The 18608-nt window shown below is 66.9% G+C and carries 14 protein-coding genes; 9 read left to right on the forward strand and 5 right to left on the reverse strand.

Annotated elements, in window-relative coordinates; genetic code table 11:
• The first annotated feature begins 309 nt into the window (after window positions 1-309).
• Window positions 310-759 carry a hypothetical protein gene (locus VT03_RS13945; protein WP_156514480.1) on the forward strand — a complete coding sequence of 150 codons (450 nt, stop codon included), beginning with the start codon at window positions 310-312 and terminating at the stop codon, window positions 757-759.
• 60 nt (window positions 760-819) lie between these two features.
• Here VT03_RS13945 and VT03_RS13950 read toward each other — a convergent pair whose 3' ends face one another.
• A complete protein-coding gene (locus tag VT03_RS13950) occupies window positions 820-1893 on the reverse strand; it encodes a bifunctional methionine sulfoxide reductase B/A protein (protein WP_082846779.1) in 1074 nt (357 codons plus the stop codon).
• A 607-nt stretch (window positions 1894-2500) separates the two neighbouring features.
• On the opposite strand from VT03_RS13950, the gene VT03_RS13955 reads away from it, so the two are divergent.
• Window positions 2501-2953: a DUF2784 domain-containing protein gene (locus VT03_RS13955; protein WP_075093535.1), complete on the forward strand. Its 453-nt coding sequence runs from the start codon at window positions 2501-2503 to the stop codon at window positions 2951-2953.
• Here the strand turns inward: VT03_RS13955 and VT03_RS13960 are convergent.
• Together VT03_RS13960 and VT03_RS13965 are read right to left on the reverse strand one after the other, a co-directional pair.
• On the reverse strand, window positions 2950-3891 hold the full coding sequence (locus VT03_RS13960) for a YihY/virulence factor BrkB family protein (protein ID WP_075093536.1): 942 nt from the start codon (window positions 3889-3891) through the stop codon (window positions 2950-2952). The genes VT03_RS13955 and VT03_RS13960 overlap by 4 nt on opposite strands.
• 396 nt (window positions 3892-4287) lie before the next feature.
• On the reverse strand, window positions 4288-4713 hold the full coding sequence (locus VT03_RS13965; protein ID WP_075093537.1) for a VOC family protein: 426 nt from the start codon (window positions 4711-4713) through the stop codon (window positions 4288-4290).
• 221 nt (window positions 4714-4934) lie between these two features.
• On the opposite strand from VT03_RS13965, the gene VT03_RS13970 reads away from it, so the two are divergent.
• Entirely contained in the window at window positions 4935-6422 is a 1488-nt protein-coding gene (locus VT03_RS13970; RefSeq protein ID WP_156514481.1) for a tetratricopeptide repeat protein, read from the forward strand.
• A gap of 101 nt (window positions 6423-6523) precedes the next feature.
• Here the strand turns inward: VT03_RS13970 and VT03_RS13975 are convergent, their stop codons facing one another.
• Entirely contained in the window at window positions 6524-7426 is a 903-nt protein-coding gene (locus VT03_RS13975; RefSeq protein ID WP_075093539.1) for a sugar phosphate isomerase/epimerase family protein, read from the reverse strand.
• Window positions 7427-7647: 221 nt separating this feature from the next.
• Window positions 7648-8598, reverse strand: coding sequence for a hypothetical protein (locus tag VT03_RS13980; RefSeq protein WP_075093540.1), 951 nt, complete (start codon window positions 8596-8598; stop codon window positions 7648-7650).
• A 498-nt stretch (window positions 8599-9096) separates the two neighbouring features.
• On the opposite strand from VT03_RS13980, the gene VT03_RS13985 reads away from it, so the two are divergent.
• The 6 genes from VT03_RS13985 (at window position 9097) to VT03_RS14015 (ending at window position 18175) form a co-directional block, all read left to right on the forward strand.
• Window positions 9097-10065 carry an alpha/beta hydrolase family protein gene (locus tag VT03_RS13985; RefSeq protein WP_075093541.1) on the forward strand — a complete coding sequence of 323 codons (969 nt, stop codon included), beginning with the start codon at window positions 9097-9099 and terminating at the stop codon, window positions 10063-10065.
• A gap of 98 nt (window positions 10066-10163) precedes the next feature.
• A complete protein-coding gene (locus VT03_RS13990; RefSeq protein ID WP_075093542.1) occupies window positions 10164-10718 on the forward strand; it encodes an exonuclease in 555 nt (184 codons plus the stop codon).
• A gap of 350 nt (window positions 10719-11068) precedes the next feature.
• Entirely contained in the window at window positions 11069-11659 is a 591-nt protein-coding gene (locus VT03_RS13995; RefSeq protein WP_075093543.1) for an RNA polymerase sigma factor, read from the forward strand.
• Window positions 11649-13283, forward strand: a complete 1635-nt coding sequence (locus tag VT03_RS14000; RefSeq protein ID WP_075093544.1) for a serine/threonine-protein kinase — start codon at window positions 11649-11651, stop codon at window positions 13281-13283. The genes VT03_RS13995 and VT03_RS14000 overlap by 11 nt, the downstream gene beginning before the upstream one ends.
• Before the next feature lie 97 nt (window positions 13284-13380).
• Window positions 13381-14160: a hypothetical protein gene (locus tag VT03_RS14005; protein WP_075093545.1), complete on the forward strand. Its 780-nt coding sequence runs from the start codon at window positions 13381-13383 to the stop codon at window positions 14158-14160.
• A 1561-nt stretch (window positions 14161-15721) separates the two neighbouring features.
• The gene (locus tag VT03_RS14015) at window positions 15722-18175 is read left to right on the forward strand and encodes a hypothetical protein (protein WP_156514482.1); all 2454 of its coding nucleotides are present in this window, start codon (window positions 15722-15724) and stop codon (window positions 18173-18175) included.
• The last annotated feature ends 433 nt before the right edge of the window (window positions 18176-18608 follow it).

The raw sequence follows: 18608 nt of genomic DNA on the forward strand, positions 1-18608 counted from the left end.
GTCGAGAGATATCTGAAGGAGTCCGTATCCAAGCGCGGACACCTTGTCGCATGCCCTCTCACCAATCCGCGGGGAGTGCAAAGCGAGCTGTGCGGTGTGAGGGAGTCCTCAGCGCCGGTTACACAACGGGGACGTCCGTTGCGTACCCCGATTCCTCATGGAAGCGCCTCCGGCGGCAAGGGGGCCTGTGTTGTTTCTTTGGCCCCTTGCCCCCATTGGCCGTGGCACGTTGGGTTTGAGCTATCAAGCCGTGCCGGCGGGCGCGCGGAATTGATCGCGGCGAGCGGGCGTGGCAGACTACCTGCCATCGTGGGACGTTCCCCCTTCTACCACGCCAAGGGTCATGCGATGCGGCTGCTCTTCCTCTGCGCTCTGGCCTGCTTTCTGTCCGTCGCCCCCCTCCCGACCCCCTGCTTCGCCGACGGAGGAAAGTTCGAAGGAGCCCTGTGGCGCTACACGATCTCGTCGGCCGGAATGAAGGATGACGTTCGGGAAGGAGCGTTCCGGATCGACGGAAAGAAGATCTTTCAGCCGCACGGCGGGAAACCGACCGAGGTCGGAAGCATCGACGCGCCGAAGTTCCTTCCGAAGAAAGGGGACAAGATCCCCGTGACCTTCGAGAAGCTGCGGAGCAAGGACGGCAATATGCTGGCCCTGAAGGGGAACATCGAGTTCATCGAACTCGGCGAAGTGAAGGGCCGCCTGATCGATGGCGAAGGACGCCACTGGAACTTCCGGGCCACGCGGTTCCAAGAATAGCCGCGGCTCCGCACGATCGCGCCGATCTCCGGCAGCCCTCCCTCACCTCGCACGGCGTCCTCAGGCGTCAATCGCCTTGACGTCCTTGCGGATCAGGTCCGGATGCTTCTCCCGGATCTTGCAGACCTTCGGCGTCGAGACCCCGGCAATGTAAGGCTGCCCCGGGTTCTGCCGGGCGTAGTCCTGGTGATACTCCTCGGCCGGATAGAACGCCGTCAGCGGCTCGAGCGTAGTGACGATCCGCTTCGGAAAGCGGCGCGAGGCGTTCAGCTCCGCAATCTTCTTTTCGGCAGTCTCGCGCTGGTGCTCGTCGCGAAGGAAGATCGCGGAGCGGTACTGCGTGCCGATATCGGCCCCTTGCCGGTTCAGCTCCGTCGGGTCGTGGGCATCAAAGAAGACGTCCAGGAGCTTCTCGTAGGAGATGACCGTGGGGTCGTACGAAACGCGGATCGCTTCGGCGTGACCGGTCGTGCCGGTGCAGACCGCCTTGTAGTTCGCGGTGTCGGCACCGCCGCCGATGTAGCCGCTTTCGACATCGGTCACCCCCGCGAGCTGTTCGAACGCCGCCTCCGTGCACCAGAAGCATCCTCCCGCCAGGATCGCCTGGGCAACGATCATCGTTTCGGCCGACGAGAGCTGTTCGAAGTCCGAGCCCTCCGCCGCGGGATCGGCCAGCGAGGCGAGCTGATCGGCGGGGGTAAAGGTGAGCGACTCGGAGTTGAGGCAGTGCCGCCGGCCGGTCGGGAGGGGGCCGTCCTCAAAGACGTGGCCAAGGTGGCCGTCGCAGCGGGCACAGTTGATCTCGACCCGCCGCATGCCGTGGGTGTTGTCGACCCGTTCGGTGACGTTGTGGGGGGCGATCGGCTGGAAGAAGCTGGGCCAGCCGGTCCGCGAATTGAACTTGTGATCGGAGGCGAACAGCGGAAGGTCGCAGCCGGCGCAGCTGTAGACGCCGTCCTGTTTGTTGTCGAGGAGCGTGCCGCAGAAGGCGCGCTCCGTCCCCTGCTGGCGCAGGATCCGGAACTGCTCGGGCGTCAGCCGCGACTTCCACTCCGCGTCGCTCAGTTCGACGCGCGGGGAGTTGACCGGACCGACCAGTTCGCCGGCCGCGTTGAAGACATGGACCTGCGGCATCGGAATCTTCCTCTCAAAAACCGTCTCATCGGACGCGTGCATTGTAGGAAGTTGTGTTCGAATTTCGTGTGAAATTCGCTGTCACCTTCCTGTCGTGGGAAGGGTGTTGAGAGCGGCGGCGTGAACCGCCTGCGGTTTGCCGAACGGGGGAGTTGCCGGAAGAGAGTGGGCGCGGGAAGAAGATTGGACACCTCGCCGAGTTGGGTTTTCGTAACCACGTCCTTGCCGGCACGGCGTTGCAGCTCAAACCCAACGTGCCACGGCAGCCGGGGTCAAGGGGCCAAAGAAGCAACACAGGCCCCCTTGCCGCCGGAGGCATTTTCGTCGCGGAACCGTGGGACACGACGGAAGTCCCCTTTGTGCTACCGGCGCTGAGGATCACCGCTCGCCCTGAAGACGCCGTGGGTTGGTGAGGGGGCATACGGCACCATGTCCGCGCTTGGGCACTCGCTCCTTCAGACATCTCTCGACGAGACGGCCTCCGGCGGGCAAAGGGGCGTTGCCCCTCTGCACTCCCCACCAGGGTGCCCCTGGACCCGGTGAACTGCGATCGCTGTTTTGGCGATGTGGCGGGAATATTCGGCAGCTTCCCCCGGTCAAACACCACATGACCGAAACCCTCTTTCGCCTCGCAGCCGACGCCATCGTCACCATCCACGTGGCCTACGTCGCCTTCGTCGTCCTCGGACTCGCGGCGATCTGGTGGGGGATCGCCCGACAACGCCCCTGGGCCCGAAACCCCCTCCTCCGATACCTCCACCTGACGATGATCCTGATCGTCGTCGCCGAGGCATGGGCCGGCATCACCTGCCCCCTCACCACCTGGGAACAGTGGCTCCGCGACCACTCGGGCGGCTCGAGCTACCGTGGCGACTTCATCGCCACCTGCCTCCACGACCTCCTGTTCATCGACGCTCCCCTATGGGCGTTCACCGCGGCCTACTCGCTCTTCGGACTGCTGGTCCTGGGAACATTCGTCGTCGCCCCGCCACGAAGGTTGAGGGCAACGAACACACCGTCGACGGACGCACCCTCGCTCCCAAAGAACTCGGCGGACTAGCGCGCCGACGGCGCCGGGTTGTGCCTTGGGATTCCGGCCTGCTCCCGGGCCTCTTCGGTCACCGGGACCGCGTTCTCCGAAGGAACGATGTGGCATCCGTAATGGTTGGCATAGACCTGCGTCAGCTCCGCCCCGAAGAACAGGATCTGGGCCGAGTAATAGACCCAGACCAGCAGCACGACGAACGATCCCGCCACGCCGTACGACGACGACAGGGCACTGTGCCCCAGGTACATCCCGATGGCTCCCTTCCCGAGCCCGAACAGGACTGCCGTCACGATCGCTCCCAGCCAGACGTCCTTCCAGGCCATCCGGACGTCCGGCAACAGCTTGAACATCAGGGCGAACAGGACCGCAATGACCGCCGTCGAGACGATGGCATTGATGATCCCGCCAATGACTTCCGCCTGCCCAAAGAACGGATTCAGGTAACCGCTCGCAAAGGAGAGCCCCGCACTGATCGCCAGCGAAACGAGAAGCAGGAACGCGACTCCCATCACCATCGCAAAGGAGAGAAAGCGATCGTGAACAAAGCCCCAGACTCCGCGTCCCGGCTTGGGCTCGACCTCCCAGATCGTGTTGAGGCTCACCTGAAGCTGCCCGAAGACGCCCGAGGCTCCAAAGAGAAGCGTGGCCAGGCTCAGGACTGTTGCCACCATTCCGGACTTGGAGTCGTCGGCGCTGTCGATCATCGCCTGAACCGCCTCGGTCCCCTGCGCTCCGATCAGCGACTGCGCCTGATGCTCGATCTCCAGCCGCGCCGAGGCGTCATCGCCAAAGATCGCCGCCGCAATCCGTAGAAGCAGCACCAGCAGCGGAGCGATCGAGAGAGCGGTGTAGAACGCCAGGGCCGCGCCGAGCTGCGGAGCCCGGTCTTCGTTCCATTCGGCGACCGTCTGCTTCAGCAGGGACCACGTTGATGAGAGTGGACTCGACATGGGCTGGCCGACAACAGGCTGGTGATCGGATCGGCAGGTCCTCTCTCCGGCCGCGGGCGGGGGTCAGGTCCCGCGGCGGATCGACACGCCCCGCTCCTGAAAGCAACTTGTGTTCCCGCGTCGCGCGGGACGACCGCCAGGGGCGACGCGGGGTGCATTCCCCGATTGGTGTTCGCCAATCCTGGCCACCGGGTCCAGGGGCACCCTGGTGGGGAGTGCAGAGGGGCAACGCCCCTTTGCCCGCCGGAGGCCCTCTCGTCGAGAGATGTCTGAAGGAGTGAGTGTCCAAGTGCGGACGACGTGCCGTATGCCCCCACACCAACCCGCCGGGATTCCAAAGCGAGCGGTGAGTCCTCAACGCCGGCACCCCAAAGAGAATCGTGAGCGCGGATCGTTTCAGCGAGTCGACCAGGGGTTATAGGTCCCGACGTTCCAGAGATGTCCTTCGGGATCGAAGAAGCTGCAGCCCCGGCCGTACTCCTCGGTCTTGAGCGGGAGGGCGACCCTGGCTCCGGCCGCCACCGCGCGCTGATGGACGGCGTCCGCGTCGGGGACGATGACGAAGACCGACTGAGTCTCAACCCCGCCGATCTCGTCCGGCTGACGGATCAGGCGGCCGTATTCGGAGTCCTTCACGGTGCCGATCATGATCATCCCGCCCCCCAGCTTGAGCTCGGCGTGGGCGATCGTTTTGTCGGGACCTTCGTAGACCTGGTGCAGCTCAAAGCCGATGACGCGGCACAGCCAGTCGATCGCGCCGCGGGCGTCCCGGTACATGAGGCAGGAAATGACAGTCGAGGGCCCGGGAGCTGCGGAGGACATGAGTCGGGTTCCTGCTGTGAGTGGGTGAGTGAATGGCGAACGGACGGCCGTGCGGCAGGGTATCACGCCGCGGTTCCAGGCGAGGAGCGAACGGCGGACCGGCGCCCGTCCGAGAGACCACGGGGCCCGCCAGTCTGGCGGCACAGCATCGGCGGCCTAGAATGTGCGTCACCGGCGGCTCTTGAGCGGTCGGCCTTTCGCCATTCATGTGGAGAACGTCCGTGATCGCCCGCTCTCTCGTCCTGCTGGGTTTTCTGTCTGCCGCATCCTCACTCCCGGCCCAGCCGACGAGTCCTCCCACGCCCGGCCTCGGTCCTGCGGCTCCCGCGGCCCCCGCGGCCGATGGTGCGCCGGCCGCTCCCGGGGCAGTGCCGGTGACGGAAGAGAAGGACAAGCTCAAGACGCAGGCGGACGAGGCGTACCGCAAGCAGGACTACACGAAGGCGATCGAGATCCTCGACCAGATCCTCAAGGAGACTCCGAACGACCACGTCGCCCTCTATCTGCGGGCGAGCGCCAAGGTCGAGCTGGGGGCGGACGAGGGGAAGGCGGAGCTGATCCGGAACGGGATCACGGACTCGATTAACGCCGTCAAGGCGGAAGGGAAGTCGCGGCCGGACTACTACCTCCCGTACTTCTACGGGATGTCGCAGCTCTCTGCCCTCGAGAACACGCTGGAGCATGCGCGTTCGGCCCGCGGGGTGGCGGACGGAATGCTGAAGCAGCCTCTCCAGGGGCCCGAGCGGTCGCAGATCCTGTATCAGCGGGCGCTCCTGAGCCTGCAGATGAAGGAGCCGGTTCCCGCGAAGGCGGACCTGGAGGAGTCGGTGAAGCTCGTGGCAGACAACATGGCCGCCTGGATGGCGCTGGCCGACGTCACGGCGCGGCAGGACGGGGTGGACAAGGGGCTCGAGGTCTTCCGGCAGGCGATCGAAAAGCATCCGAGCGACGCGATGCTCCTCAACAACCGGGGGATGTTCCTGCAGTCGCAGGGTCGGGACAGCGAAGCGGTCGCCGACTTCACGCGGGCGTATGAGATCGATCCCAAGTTCACCGTCGCCCTCGCCAACCGGGGGTTGTCGCTCCTGAACCAGTCGCAGTTCGAGGCGGCGGAGGCGGACCTGACGAAGGCGATGGAAGGGGGGCAGCTCGACCGGGGGATCCTGAGCCTGCGGTCGGCGGTGCGGATGAACCTCAACCGGCTGGACGACGCGATCCGCGACAGCGAAGCAGGGGTGAAGCTGGAGCCGGAGAACCCGCTGGCCCATGCGGACCTGGGGTTCGCGCAGTTCGCCGCCAAGGACTATGCCGGGGCGCTCAAGTCGCTCGATGAAGCGCAGCGGCTGGGGAAGGAACTACCGTTCCTCCTGCCGTGGCGGTACGCGGCGGCCAAGGCGGCGGGGGCGCCGATCCCGGCCGACGCGGACGCGGCGATCAAGAAGGGGAAGGAGCAGCGGAACTGGTTCGAGTCGCTGACCGCCTACCAGGCGGGGCAGATCACGGAGGCGGATCTCAAGCAGTTGATCGACGCCGCGCCGGAGCCGTATCGCGATCCTCAGAAGTGTGAGGCGAACTGTTTCATCGGGCTCAAGGCCGTGGCCGCCGGGAACAGGGAGGCGGCAAAGCGGGCGTTCCAGCAGTCGCTGACGAGCAAGGCAACGTCGCTGTCGGCGTACCGCGTCGCGCGGGCGATGGTGAGCGGGCTGTAGAGGTCACTCGTCCGGCTCTCGGAAACAGAGACGTGCAGAAACGATCAGGGGCAGGTCATCGCGACCTGCCCCTGTCTGTTTGATCAGCCTGGACCGGAGCCTCAGAAAGAAGCCCGGACGGTCTTGAGGCAGAGCTCGACGTCGGCGATCGGGTTCTCGGCGTTCTCCTCGTACTCGATCGCGACGCAGTACTTGTAGTCCTGGGCGCGGAGCACCTTGAGGCAGCCCTTCACGTCGAGCTCCCCTTCACCAAGGACCGTGAACAGCTTCCCTTCGCGCTTCAGCTGATCGACGCGTCCCTTCGGCAGCCCTTTGGACGCCTTCTCCTGCTCGGCGGCGTCGCGGATCGTCCGGACGTCCTTGAGGTGGACGCCGAAGACCCGCTTGTTGAAGCGTTCCAGGATCTCGACCGGGTTCTCGTCGCTGCGGAGGTAGTGGCCGGTGTCGACGCAGGCCCCGATCTTGGGGTGGCGATCCTTGATGACCTTCTCGACGTCGGACGCCTTGTCGTAGCGGTGGCCGGGGCCATGGTTGTGGATCCCGATGGCGACGTCGTACTCGGCAACGAGCTTGTCGAGGAGGTCGAACGTCTTGTTGTCCGGCTTGGGGTCGGCGCTGATCGACATGAGGCCCATTGCCTTGGCGAACTCGAACGCTTCGCGGGCCTTGGTTTCGTTCTCGTCGAAGCCGAGGACGCCGTAGGCGAGCAGCGTGATGCCGGCGTCGTTGAGCTGCTTGCGGGAGGCGGCGAGGGCGGCGGGAACCGTCGTCATCGGGACGTGCTTGGGGTACGACTCCCAGAAGTGGATGCCGAGCTTCTTGCTGTGTTCGATGGCCTGCTCGACGTCGAAGTTGCGGAGGGTGTAGCTCTGCAGTCCGACCTTAAGGCCGTGGTATGGGTCGGCTTCAGCCCCCCAGGTGAGGCTGGGGCAGGCGGCCAGGGCGCTGGCGGCGGAGAGCTGACGGAGGAAGTGTCGGCGGGACACGGGAGCGGTGAACGGCATCGGTTTCTCCTCGGCGCGGGAATGAGATGCCTGACGATATCGGGGTTCGGGTCTGGTCGCCATTGTGCGTTCGGCGGGGTCGGTCCTCGCGCACCTGAAGCCGCGCCCATTCCCCTCCTTCCTCGGACCGCGCGCCCGCCGGAGCGACTCACGCCAGCTCAATCCCATCGTTCCACGGCCACCAGGTCCAGGGGCCCCGCCCCTGGTCGCGCCTGGCCTGGCTATTTGCGGCGGGTGGAGCGGACCTTGGCGGCGATCCGGGAGAGGATCTGCTGGGCGCGGTTCTCGCCGTCACGCGATGCCGAGGCGGACGCGTTCTGCATGGCGAGGAGGAGTGTCTGGCAGGTCTTGCGGTAGGTCTCGATCTCGCTGCGGATGACCGCCAGTTGAGGCGAGGCTTTGCGGGGGAGGACGATCTCCTCGTAGGACTGGACGATCTGGGTGCGGCGGCCGGCGGCGCTGGTGACGCCGATGTCGTGTTCGCGGATGTAGCGGGCGACCTGGCCGGCGCCGTCGCGGAGCCAGCGGCGGGCGTCCTGCCACTCCTTCTTGTCGTTGTTGTCGGCGGCGAGGCGTTCTTCGGCGCTGAGGTCGCGGTTGAGGGACTGCAGGCGTCCCTGCTGGGAGCCGAGTTGTTTGCGGATGCCGGCGAGTTGCGACTCGAGGAGTTCGATGGCCTGCCAGTCGGATTCGATCGCCTGGAAGGTGCGTTCGAGGTCGGAGCCGGCGGGAACAGTCTGCTGGTTCGAGGTGGTGGGGAAAACCGGCGCCGCCATGGGGGCGGGGATCGGCATGGGAGCGAAGGCTGGCGACGGGACGGGTGCGTAGTTGGGGGCGAAAGCTCGCAGGCGGAGGATGACGGTGGGGTCCGGGTGTTGAGGCGAGAGGGGGAGCGGCTGATCGAGGGCCGGGACCTCGGCGCCGCCGGAGGCGAGGAGCATGCCGCCGATGTTCCAGGATTCGATGTCGGCCGGTTGGCCGCCGAGGGCGGTGAGGATGCGTCGGAGGGTGAGGTAGGGGCCGAGTGAGGCGACGACGGGCGGGGGGATGCGGACGATGACGTCGAGGGGTGCGGAGGCGGGGCGGACCCAGGCCCAGAGGGTGGCTTGTGGGAGGTCGGGGGGAGCAGCGGGTTCCCAGGTGGGAGACGGGGGGCGGAAGAGGAGAGCCATGGGGAGGGGGAACGGGGCGGGCGGAGAGGCAAAGCGTTGATTGTGACGGCTGGGGTTGGGAAGTCCCACTGTGAAGCAGAAACCCAAGGGACGTCCTTGCCGGCACGGCTCCCATAGCTCAAACCCAACGTGCTCCGGCGGCCTGGGGTCAAGGGGGCCTCGCCCCCTTGCCGCCGGAGGCACTTTCATGAGGAACCGTGGCAAGCAACGGACGTCCGCTTTGTGACACCAGCGTTGAGAACTCAACGCTCGCCTTGGAATCCCCGCAGGTTGGTGACGGGGCATACGACACGGTGTCCGCGCTTGGACACGATCTCCTTCAGAGATCTCTCGACGGCCAGGCCTCCGGCGGGCAAAGGGGATTCTCCCCTCTGCACTCCCTGACCAGGGTGCCCCTGGACCCGGATAGATGACGACGTTGAACTGGATTCGGCGATACCATCCCGTTCCAGCGGTGTTGAGTCTCCTATCGCCTCTTCTGTCCCGCGAACTGCCGCCATGATCCTCCGCCTCCTGACCCTCCTGACCCTCCTCTCCACCTCCGCACCCCTGCGGGCCGAGTACGACCCCCTCAAAGTCGACTCCACCACCCGCGAAACCAAAGACTTCACGATCGCCGACTCCACCCGCTCGCGCGAAATCCCCATCCGCGTCTACCTCCCCAAAGAACCCAAACCCGCCCCCGTCATCCTCTTCAGCCACGGCCTCGGCGGCGCACGCACCAACAACGCCTACCTCGGCCAACACTGGGCCCAGCGGGGCTACATCGCCGTCTTCCTCCAACACGCCGGCAGCGACGAAAACGTCTGGCGCGAAGCCCGCCTCGGCGAACGACTCTCCACACTCCGCGAAGCCGCCAGCCCCAAGAACTTCCTCCTCCGCAACGAGGACGTCCGCGTCACTCTCGACCAGCTCGACCAGTGGAACACCGACAAGACACACCCGCTGTCCGGCCGGCTCGACCTCAAGCACGTCGGGATGTCCGGCCACTCCTTCGGGGCCGTCACGACCCAGGCGGTCAGCGGCCAGACACCCGTCATCGGCAAAGGCTTCACCGACGACCGGATCCGGGCTGCCGTCATGATGAGCCCCAGCGGACCGCGGCGCGGAGACCCGCAGAAGGCGTTCGGCAGAGTGAAGATCCCCTGGATGCTCCTGACCGGAACGGAAGACGATTCCCCGATCGGCGACACGACTCCGGAATCGCGCCTCGAAGTCTTCCCCGGACTCCCTCCCGGCGGAAAGTACGAACTGGTCCTCAACGGCGCACAGCACTCGGCGTTCTCCGAGCGAGCCCTGCCGGGAGACATGAAGAAGCGAAACCCCAACCACCACCGCGCGATCCTGGCAATGACGACCGCCTTCTGGGACGCCTACCTCAAGGACGACGCCGCGGCCAAGGCATGGCTCGACGGCCCGGACGCCAAAAGCGTCCTGGAGAAGGAAGACCGCTGGCAGCGGAAGTGATTCGCCGGCGCCATCGAAGGACGGCCATTCTGCGATGAGGTACGCTCCGAGCGTCGTGCGATCTTTCGACGAAGTCGCGACACTCCGGAGCCCTTTCGATGGCGGAAATCTACGTCAGCACGGACGTCGAGGCGGACGGCCCGATCCCCGGTCCGCATTCGATGCTCAGCTTTGCCTCCGCGGCGTACCTGGCGGACAAGACCCTCGTCGGCACGTTCGAAGCGAATCTCACGCTCCTCCCGGAGGCGGTCGGCGATCCGCGGACGATGGCGTGGTGGGAAACGCAGCCGGAGGCGTGGGCCGCCTGCCGGAAGGATCCCGGCGATCCGCAGGAGGTGATGCCGCGGTATGTCCGGTGGCTCAAGGGGCTCCCGGGCCGTCCGGTCTTCGTTGGCTACCCGGCGGCTTATGACTTCCTGTTCGTCTACTGGTATCTGATCCGCTTCGCTGGCGAGAGCCCGTTCTCGCACTCCGCGCTCGATATCAAGACGTATGCGATGGCGGTTCTTGGCAAGGAGTACCGTGAGTCCGTGAAGCGGAACATGCCGCGGAGCTGGTTCGACGACCTGCCGCATACGCATGTCGCTCTCGACGACGCCCTCGGCCAGGGGGCCCTGTTCTGCAACATGCTGGCCCACGCGCGGCAGTCATAGGATGGGCCAAGCTCTGCCGACCGGCGGGGTGTGAGACCCAACCGGTCCGAAGTCTCGGGGATTCGAAGCCTTCGGATTTTGAAACACAGAGGCACGGAGAACACAGAGGAAGGGAGCCACGGATGAACACAGATGGACACAGATAAAGGCAGGAGCGCGGGGCTCACAGCCCTGTCGGTGCTGCCTCTAAATTCGTACCGATGATCGCCGATCCCGAGGCTTGTCCTTCTCTGCGCCCTCTGTGCCTCTGTGTTTCAAATGTCTTGAGCCCGTCGCTCCCGCCGGCCATCCTCGATTTCTCTGAAAGATTCTCCCCTCTCGTTCGTGTATACAGGGCAAGGGAGAGGTTCATGCCGCGTGTTCCGGAAACCCGAGCCAGCCTGATTCTGCGACTGCCGTCGCGGGCCGATGCCGACGCCTGGCGAGAGTTCGTCTCGCTGTATGAGCCGTTCGTCCTTCGGTTTGCGCGGCGGAGCGGACTGCAGGACGCCGACGCCCGCGAACTCGTCCAGGATGTCCTGGTCTCCGTCGTCCAGGCGGTCGGCCGATGGCAGGTCGATCCCGAACGAGCCCGGTTCCGAACCTGGCTCTTCCGGATCGCCCGCAACCGCCTGCTCGACGTCCTGGCCCAACGAGAGCGGCAGAAGATCCGCGCAGGCTCGAGCGGACTGGTCGACCGGAGCCACGCGGACAGGCTCGTCGAGCAGGCCGCGCGGGCCCACCGGGAGGAACTGTTCCGCTGGGCCGCCGGCCGCGTGAAGACGCAGTTCCGCGAGGAGACCTGGCAGGCGTTCTGGCGGACGAGTGTTGAAGGCGAGTCGGTCGCGGAAGTCGCGCGGTCACTGGGACTCACGGAAGGAGCCGTCTATATCGCCCGGAGTCGGGTCATCGCCCGCTTCCGGGAGGAACTCAAGCCCCTGGAGGAGGACCATGCTCTGTAACGACGCGCGGCTCCGCGCCCTCCTGACCGTCGACGAAAGCAGCGGCCTGTTCCGCGACGTTTCGAAACACGTGGAAACCTGCCCGCGGTGCCGGGAGCGACTCCTCGAACTGTCCGGCGATGAATCCCTCGTGCTGGAGGCGTGCGAGACGCTCCGCGGCGAAGGGGAAGTCACCGACGCCGATCTTGGCCTTTCCTCCTCGGTGCTGGTGGCGATCGACTCCCTTCAGGGAGGGGACGTCCCGATCGACTTCGAGACGGTCTCGCTCGACTTCCTCGCCCCGGCGTCGCACCCCGAGATGCTCGGACGGCTCGGCCGGTACGAGATCGAGAAGGTCATCGGGACCGGCGGCATGGGTGTCGTCCTCAAGGCGTACGACACCGAGCTCCACCGCGTCGTGGCGGTGAAGGTCCTGCTGCCGCACCTGGCGAACAGCGGCGCGGCCCGGCGGCGGTTCTCGCGGGAGGCGCAGGCCGCGGCGGCGGTCGTCCACGAGCACGTCATCCCGATCTACAACGTCGAGGCCGAAGGAGACATCCCGTACCTCGTCATGCAGTACGTCCCCGGACAGTCGCTGCAGGCCCGCGTCGATGAACACGGTCCGCTCGGAGTCGCCGAGGTCCTGAGAATCGCGCGGCAGGCGGCCGCGGGACTCGCGGCGGCCCACGACCAGGGGGTCGTCCACCGCGACGTGAAGCCGGCCAACCTGCTCCTCGAAGAATCAGTCGACCGGGTTCTGATCTCGGACTTCGGGCTCGCCCGGACCGTGGACGATGCCACGCTGACCCGGACCGGGATCGTGGCCGGCACGCCGCACTACATGTCTCCCGAGCAGGCGGGAGGGGAGGTGGTGGACCACCGCACCGACCTCTTCAGCCTGGGGAGCGTCCTGTACTTCATGTGCACCGGGCGGCCGCCCTTCCGGGCCGACTCCCCGATGGCGGTCCTGAACCGGATCTGCCACGAGCCGCATCGGCCGGTCGACGAAGTCAACCCGCTCATCCCGCTTGAGCTGGCGGAGCTGATCGAGCGGCTCCTCGCCAAGCCGGCCGCGGCCCGGTTCGCGTCGGCGCGGGACGTCGAGCAGCAGGCGGCCCGGCTGCTGACTGCGCTCCAGCAAGGGGGCCGGCTGCGCCGCCGAGGTCTGTGGCGGAGATGGTCGCGCGTTGCCCGCCGGGGACGCGAGGCGGCGCGGCTGTTCCTCCTGGGTGGCCTGTGTCTTCTGCTGGGGATCGGCGTCAGCCGGTGGATGGGAACGCCGGTGCGGGAAGCGGCCCCGCAGCCGCCTCCCGCCGGTTCCGCGCCCATTGCCGCCCGATCACCCGAGCCCACTCCCGAAGCAGCCGTGCCGGACTCCACGAACTGGGCCGCCGTCCGCGCGCTCCTCGAACAGGACACGTTCGACGCAGACCTTCGGACCGCACAGCAGCAACTGGATCAGGCCGAGCGAACAGACGACGCAGCCACCGATCAGCGGGCCGATCACGATCCCTGGGAGCTTGAACTTCAGGCGGTCGAATCGCTCCTGGAGAACCTGTCTCCCCTCCGGAAGCCACCCGATCCTCAACGAGCGAACAGCAATCCCGCCGTCCCGGACGCCGGAGCACAGCCCCAGGCGAACTGAGCCGGCGGGCGGCCATCGAACACGTCATCCCCTCACCGCGCCGGCCCACGCCGGCGGCTCTTCTGACCACTCTCCCCTTCTTGGAAACGGATCCGCCATGTCGACTTCCCTTCGAAAGCTTCAGATCGCGACGGTCGTGCTCGCCGGTTCGGCCGGCTGGGTCTGGTCGCAGGACCTGTCGTTGCCGACCGCGGCGCCCGCCACGGCGACGCCGGCTCCGGTCACTGCGGGCCGCCCCCCCGTCGCCGTGCCGCAGTCGGTGGACCTGATCAGAGCGAATCCGCTTCCCGTGTCCGAACCGTTCGCTCAGGTGAATCCGGCTGGCGAGGCGGGTGTTCGGAACGAGTTCCGGGTCGCTCCGCTGCAGGACCATCTCATCTTCAACGCCAAGGTCTCGCAGCCGGTCTATCGCGTCATCCCCAAGACCCGGACGGTGGTGGAGTACATCACCGTGCAGGTCTCGGACGACGAGCGAGCGGAAGGGGTCGAGCTCAACACGGTGATCGAGACACTGAAGTCCAGCGGTTCCCAGGAGGAGAAGGACGCCGCGGCCAAGACGCTCTCAGACCTTCTCGCGAAGCAGTTCAACCGGGACCTGGAGCGCCGCGAGAAGGAGGTCGCGGAGTTGGAGGAGCGGGTCAAGAAGCTGCGGGAGCAGGTGACGAAGCGGAAGGAGGCGAAGGACGACATCATTAAGCTGCGGCTGACGACGATCACGAATGAAGCGGCCGGTCTGGGTTTCCCGGCGACCGGGGAGCGTGGTCCGCGGGAGTTCGGAGGAGACGTTCAATACTTCAATACGACGCCGGCGTATGGGGTTCCCAGTGCCGCGCCGGTTCCCGGTCCCGGTCCGACTTATACGCCGCTGTCCCGATGAGGCCGCGTCTCGTCCCGGCGCCGCCCAGACTGGGGTCCAGGGGGTACCCCTGGTGGGGGATGCAAGGGGGCAACGCCCCTTTGCCCGCCGGAGGCCTGGCCGTCGAGAGATGTCTGAAGGAGCCCGTGTCCAAGCGCGGACACCGTGCCGTATGCCCCCCCACCAACACGCTGGGATTCCAGGGCGAGCGGTGAGTTCTCGACGCCGGTTCCACAAAGCGGACGTCCGTTGCTCACCACGGTTCCTCAACGAAAATGCCTCCGGCGGCAAGGGGGCGTGGCCCCCTTGACCCCAGGCTGCCGTGGCACGTTGGGTTTGACGCAGCACAGCTGTGCCGGCAACGGCGCAACGCCCACCCGCGTCCACCATTCGATTGCTTTTCCTAGAACGGCGTGCGAGCCTGTCCGCCATCGGTCACTCGACCGATTTCCGGCAGTCGCTGGCCAGAGAGTCAAGGGTTAAGGCCAGCGGCCGGTGCGTTCGCTCCCGCACTGAGATCACGGCATGGCCAAGTCGCGCAAGAAGTCGGCGAAGTCCGAAGGGAATCCGCAGGTCGCCATCGGCATCATCGGCGGCATCGCAGCCCTCGCCGCAGCAGCCTACTTTCTCGGGGGACAGGGCCAACCCGCCGCCCCCCCGCCCGCTCCCGTCCCCGTCGTGCAGACGGCCCCCCCGGACACCCTCTCCGAATTCCCCTCAACAATCCCGGGACGCGCGGCCGTCCCCCCCAGTCCGCTCACCGGGGCAAACGTCCCGGCCATGCGGCCCGCTCCGGCCGCGACGCCTCCGGGCGTCGCTCCGCCGTCCGGCGTGGCTTCGCCGGCGCGCGCGATGCCGGCCGCTCGCCCCGAGGCCCAGGTCGCCGCCAATGACGCCCCCGCGGAAGGGGCGGGCCGGATCCGGCCCAGGCAGCGGCCCACTCAGGCAGTTGAGGTCCAGGCCCAGGCCGGCATGGAGCAGGACCTCGACCGGGACCCCCGGTCGACCGCGCTGGCCGGCTACGCCGCCACACTGAAGCTGACCGGCGTGGGCTACAACGCCGAGCGGAAGGGAGACTGGAACGTCGAGCCCGATCCGCTCCCCGCCGGCCTCCCGGAGAACAAGCAGGCCCAGAAGCTCAAAGCGAAGATCAATACGTTCCCCGCGAGCTGGGATGAGATGGGGGTCCTGTTCCCCGTCGTCCCCAGTCCGTTCGTCATCGTCGGCGGCAACTCGGGCCGGGACGCCTTCCGCGAGGTCTTCAACCTCGGAACCGCCAAGTCCTCGGGGCAGATCAAAGGACTGGATTTCCGCCCCGAGGTCCACGCCCTCAGCCCGGACGGCAAGTACTACGCGGCGGTCATCCAGGGGGAGCCGCTGTGGATCGACATCTGGGACATCCCCAAGAAGACGGCGCTCGAGCACCTGCCGGCAGTCCCGGAGGACTCGCTGCCAAAGCCCGCCGCCCCCCGCCGCCCCCCCCGCTCCTCCCGGGAACGACGCCATCAAGATCGGCCCTCAGCGGCCGGTCGCGCCCCCCCGCGTCCCCCAGGTCCAGGTGCCGGACGAACTCGAAGCCCGGATGCTCGCGTTCCCGCGGGCGGACCGGCTGCTCGTCGGCTCCAAGGTGCGGCTGCAGATGTGGTCGCTCCCCGACCGCCAGCCGGTCTCCGACATCGACCTCTTCGATCCGTTCGCCGTGGCCGCAAGGCACCGCGCCCGGTTCTCGTTCACCCGCGGCGAGTCCGTGACCCACATGGCGTTCAGCCCCGGCGGGCGGTACGGCGCGCTCCTCTACGAGGGAGACGAGATGCGGTATGAGCTGCAGATCCTCGAGCTCGAGACGGGCAAGACCGCGGGAGCCTTCGAGCTCCAGAAGCGAAAGGACGATTTCTGGAGCAAGTCCACGTTCCATGGACTCTCGTTCTCCCCCGCCGGGACCGAGCTGGCGGCGCTGTTCGAGACCGACAAGGGGTGCCGGATCCTGATCTGGGACCTGAAGTCGGGGGAGATCGTCGACTGGATCCCGTTCGGGCTCGACCAGAAGCCCCGTTGGGGGACCCCCTACACGCCGATCCAGTGGTTCCCGGACGGACAGCGGCTCCTTGTCGACGGCACGCAGGTGATCGACCGGAAGATCGACTCGTGGGTCTTCTCCGTCCCGGAGAGCCGCAGCCGCAGCCCCCATTCCCGCCGGATCGTCAACGGCGACACGCTCACCGTCGTCGACGACAGCGCGGCGTTCAACGCCGGCCTCATCGGCTATCGGCTCGATCTCGACCTGTTCGACAAGGCGGCCGGCCTCGTGGCCGTGGGAGGGAGCGCTATCGACACCGTCCTTCCTCCGGTGACGAAGGTCGGAGACCAGAAGATCGTCGATCGCACGGAGCAGGTCGCCGTCCCCTGGAGCGTGGAGGCGGACCCCGGACCGAAGCTGGCGGAGACCCTCAACGACGCGAGCGCCAAGGTCCCCGAAGTCAACGTCTTCACGGAGGTCCGCAACTCGCGGGTCGACGCCTCGCGGGTCTTCTTCGGCCTGTCGAGCGCGATGTCCGACGCCCGCAATCCGCCCCGCGTCGAGATCGTCGATCTCCTCAAGCGGAAGACCATGAAGCCGCTCACGCCGGGCTACCCGTTCAAGCTCCTCGCCTGCAGCCCCGCCGGCCGGCGGGTCGCCATCCGGCCGGCAGCCAGGAAGCCGACGGGCCGGGTCGAGATCTACGACGCCGAGACCGGGGCCCCGGTCTGCAGCTGGCGGCCGTATGACGAGGCGCGGGCCGAGGCGACGCGGAAGGATCTCCACAGCGCGATGTTCCTGGACGAGGACCACGTCGGCACGCTCTCCGAGGAGGGACGGTTCGTCGTCTGGGAGATCCCGGCCTGCAAGCCGCTCTACTCGCGGGACCTCTCGATGATCCTCATGCCGACCGCCAGTCCCGGAGGCCGGTACCTGGCCTTCGTCTATGAGGACGCCGTCGAGCTCTGCGAGTCCCTGACGGGGACTCTCAAAGGGGAGTTCCTGACCGGCAACCCGGCCGTCGGGATCAGCTTCCATCCGGACGGCAACAAGATGGCGGCGGTGCTGGAAGCGGTCGGCAACCGCTACATGGTCAGCGTCGACCTCGCCACCGGGGCGCTCTCGCCGACGTACGTCATCCCGGGGCTCGTCAGCGATCAGACGACGAGCCGCGAGCGGGCCGCCGCCGCCCCGGGACCAAAGACGCCCGCGCAAGGCCCCGGGGCCGCGGTGAACCAGTACCCGGAGCAGGTGGCGCTCCAGTGGTGCGGGCCGAAGCGGGTCCTGATCGACCACGCGCAGCTCTTCGACTTCGAGTCGCGGCGCGTCGTCTGGACCTACACGAAGCGGCAGATGCTGGTCTGGCTCGACGCGGGGGACGGCCGGCTGTGGTACGCGACCTACCCCAGCTTCGAGTGGGCCAACCGCAAGCCGACTCTCGCCTCCCGGCTCTTTGCCCTCTCCCTCCCGCATGACGAGGCGGAAGAGGAGATCGCCCGCGGAGTCCAGACCCCCGTGCGGCTCGTGCTGAAGCCGGGCGGGAAGATCCGGCTGGGCTCCGGCGTGACCGGAAACGCCGCGGTCCGCGACCATGTCGTCAAGGAGTTTGCCCGGCTGCAGATCGTCGCCGCGGACGATGCCGACGTGACGCTCGACTTCGCCACCGCGAGCACCACGGGCCCGGCGGTCCGGTACATCGGAGGCGGGGGAGAGCAGACGCTGCAGATCCGGACCGTGACGCTGAAGGCGACGATCACGAGCGGCGGGGCGACCCACTGGGAGACGAGCTACAGCAGTTCAAACAACGCCGGGTTCATGGCCTTCTTCGATCCCAAGGTCGGCCTCCAGGCGACGCAGGACCGGCAGCTCGATCGGGGGGTCGCCAACATGCCGTACCGGTTCCGGGCGCCGGCCTATGTCATCCACCGCGACGATCAGAACGGATTCGGGACGACGGAGCTGACGGACCAGGGGGCAGTCTCCCGCGCGGGAGGGACCGGCATGACGGCGGTACCGTGAGAGCCGCCGCCGAGTCGAAGGCTCAGCCTTGTTGGGTCGTCGTCTGAACAACAGAGATCAGGAGAGCAGTGAGAAGGCCGGCCTCCGGGGTGATCGAACGGGCGTTCTGAACGCTGAAAGCGTTCAACACCCCAGCCTGGGGCAACGCCCCAGGAATGACGCCCCCAGCGGCCCCAAGCCCTGAAGGGGCGTCACAACAACCGGCGCTGTTGCGCCTCGTCCGGGCTGGCCGGTCAAACCCGCGGTCCACTTTCTCCGCGCTCGAGAAGCAGAAGGATTTGAAACACAGAGGCGCAGAGGACACAGAGGTGTTTCGCGGGTGAGTGTTCAGACTTGCGGGAGAAGAAGGGAGCCACGGATCAACACAGATCAGATCCGCGAGGCGGACCTGACTGACCATCCGCACCTTCTCTTCTCCGTGTCCTCTGCGCCT

The sequence above is a fragment of the Planctomyces sp. SH-PL14 genome (assembly GCF_001610835.1).
Lineage (GTDB): Bacteria > Planctomycetota > Planctomycetia > Planctomycetales > Planctomycetaceae > Planctomyces_A.

Excerpts from the sequence above, each read along its gene's own strand:
- VT03_RS13985 (WP_075093541.1), top strand. The coding sequence starts at position 9,097 with ATGATCCTCCGCCTCCTGACCCTCCTGACCCTCCTCTCCACCTCCGCA.
- VT03_RS14000 (WP_075093544.1), top strand. The coding sequence starts at position 11,649 with ATGCTCTGTAACGACGCGCGGCTCCGCGCCCTCCTGACCGTCGACGAA.
- VT03_RS13980 (WP_075093540.1), bottom strand. The coding sequence starts at position 8,598 with ATGGCTCTCCTCTTCCGCCCCCCGTCTCCCACCTGGGAACCCGCTGCT.
- VT03_RS14015 (WP_156514482.1), top strand. The coding sequence starts at position 15,722 with ATGCTCGCGTTCCCGCGGGCGGACCGGCTGCTCGTCGGCTCCAAGGTG.
- VT03_RS13995 (WP_075093543.1), top strand. The coding sequence starts at position 11,069 with ATGCCGCGTGTTCCGGAAACCCGAGCCAGCCTGATTCTGCGACTGCCG.
- VT03_RS13990 (WP_075093542.1), top strand. The coding sequence starts at position 10,164 with ATGGCGGAAATCTACGTCAGCACGGACGTCGAGGCGGACGGCCCGATC.
- VT03_RS13950 (WP_082846779.1), bottom strand. The coding sequence starts at position 1,893 with ATGCCGCAGGTCCATGTCTTCAACGCGGCCGGCGAACTGGTCGGTCCG.
- VT03_RS13975 (WP_075093539.1), bottom strand. The coding sequence starts at position 7,426 with ATGCCGTTCACCGCTCCCGTGTCCCGCCGACACTTCCTCCGTCAGCTC.
- VT03_RS13955 (WP_075093535.1), top strand. The coding sequence starts at position 2,501 with ATGACCGAAACCCTCTTTCGCCTCGCAGCCGACGCCATCGTCACCATC.
- VT03_RS13965 (WP_075093537.1), bottom strand. The coding sequence starts at position 4,713 with ATGTCCTCCGCAGCTCCCGGGCCCTCGACTGTCATTTCCTGCCTCATG.
- VT03_RS13960 (WP_075093536.1), bottom strand. The coding sequence starts at position 3,891 with ATGTCGAGTCCACTCTCATCAACGTGGTCCCTGCTGAAGCAGACGGTC.
- VT03_RS14005 (WP_075093545.1), top strand. The coding sequence starts at position 13,381 with ATGTCGACTTCCCTTCGAAAGCTTCAGATCGCGACGGTCGTGCTCGCC.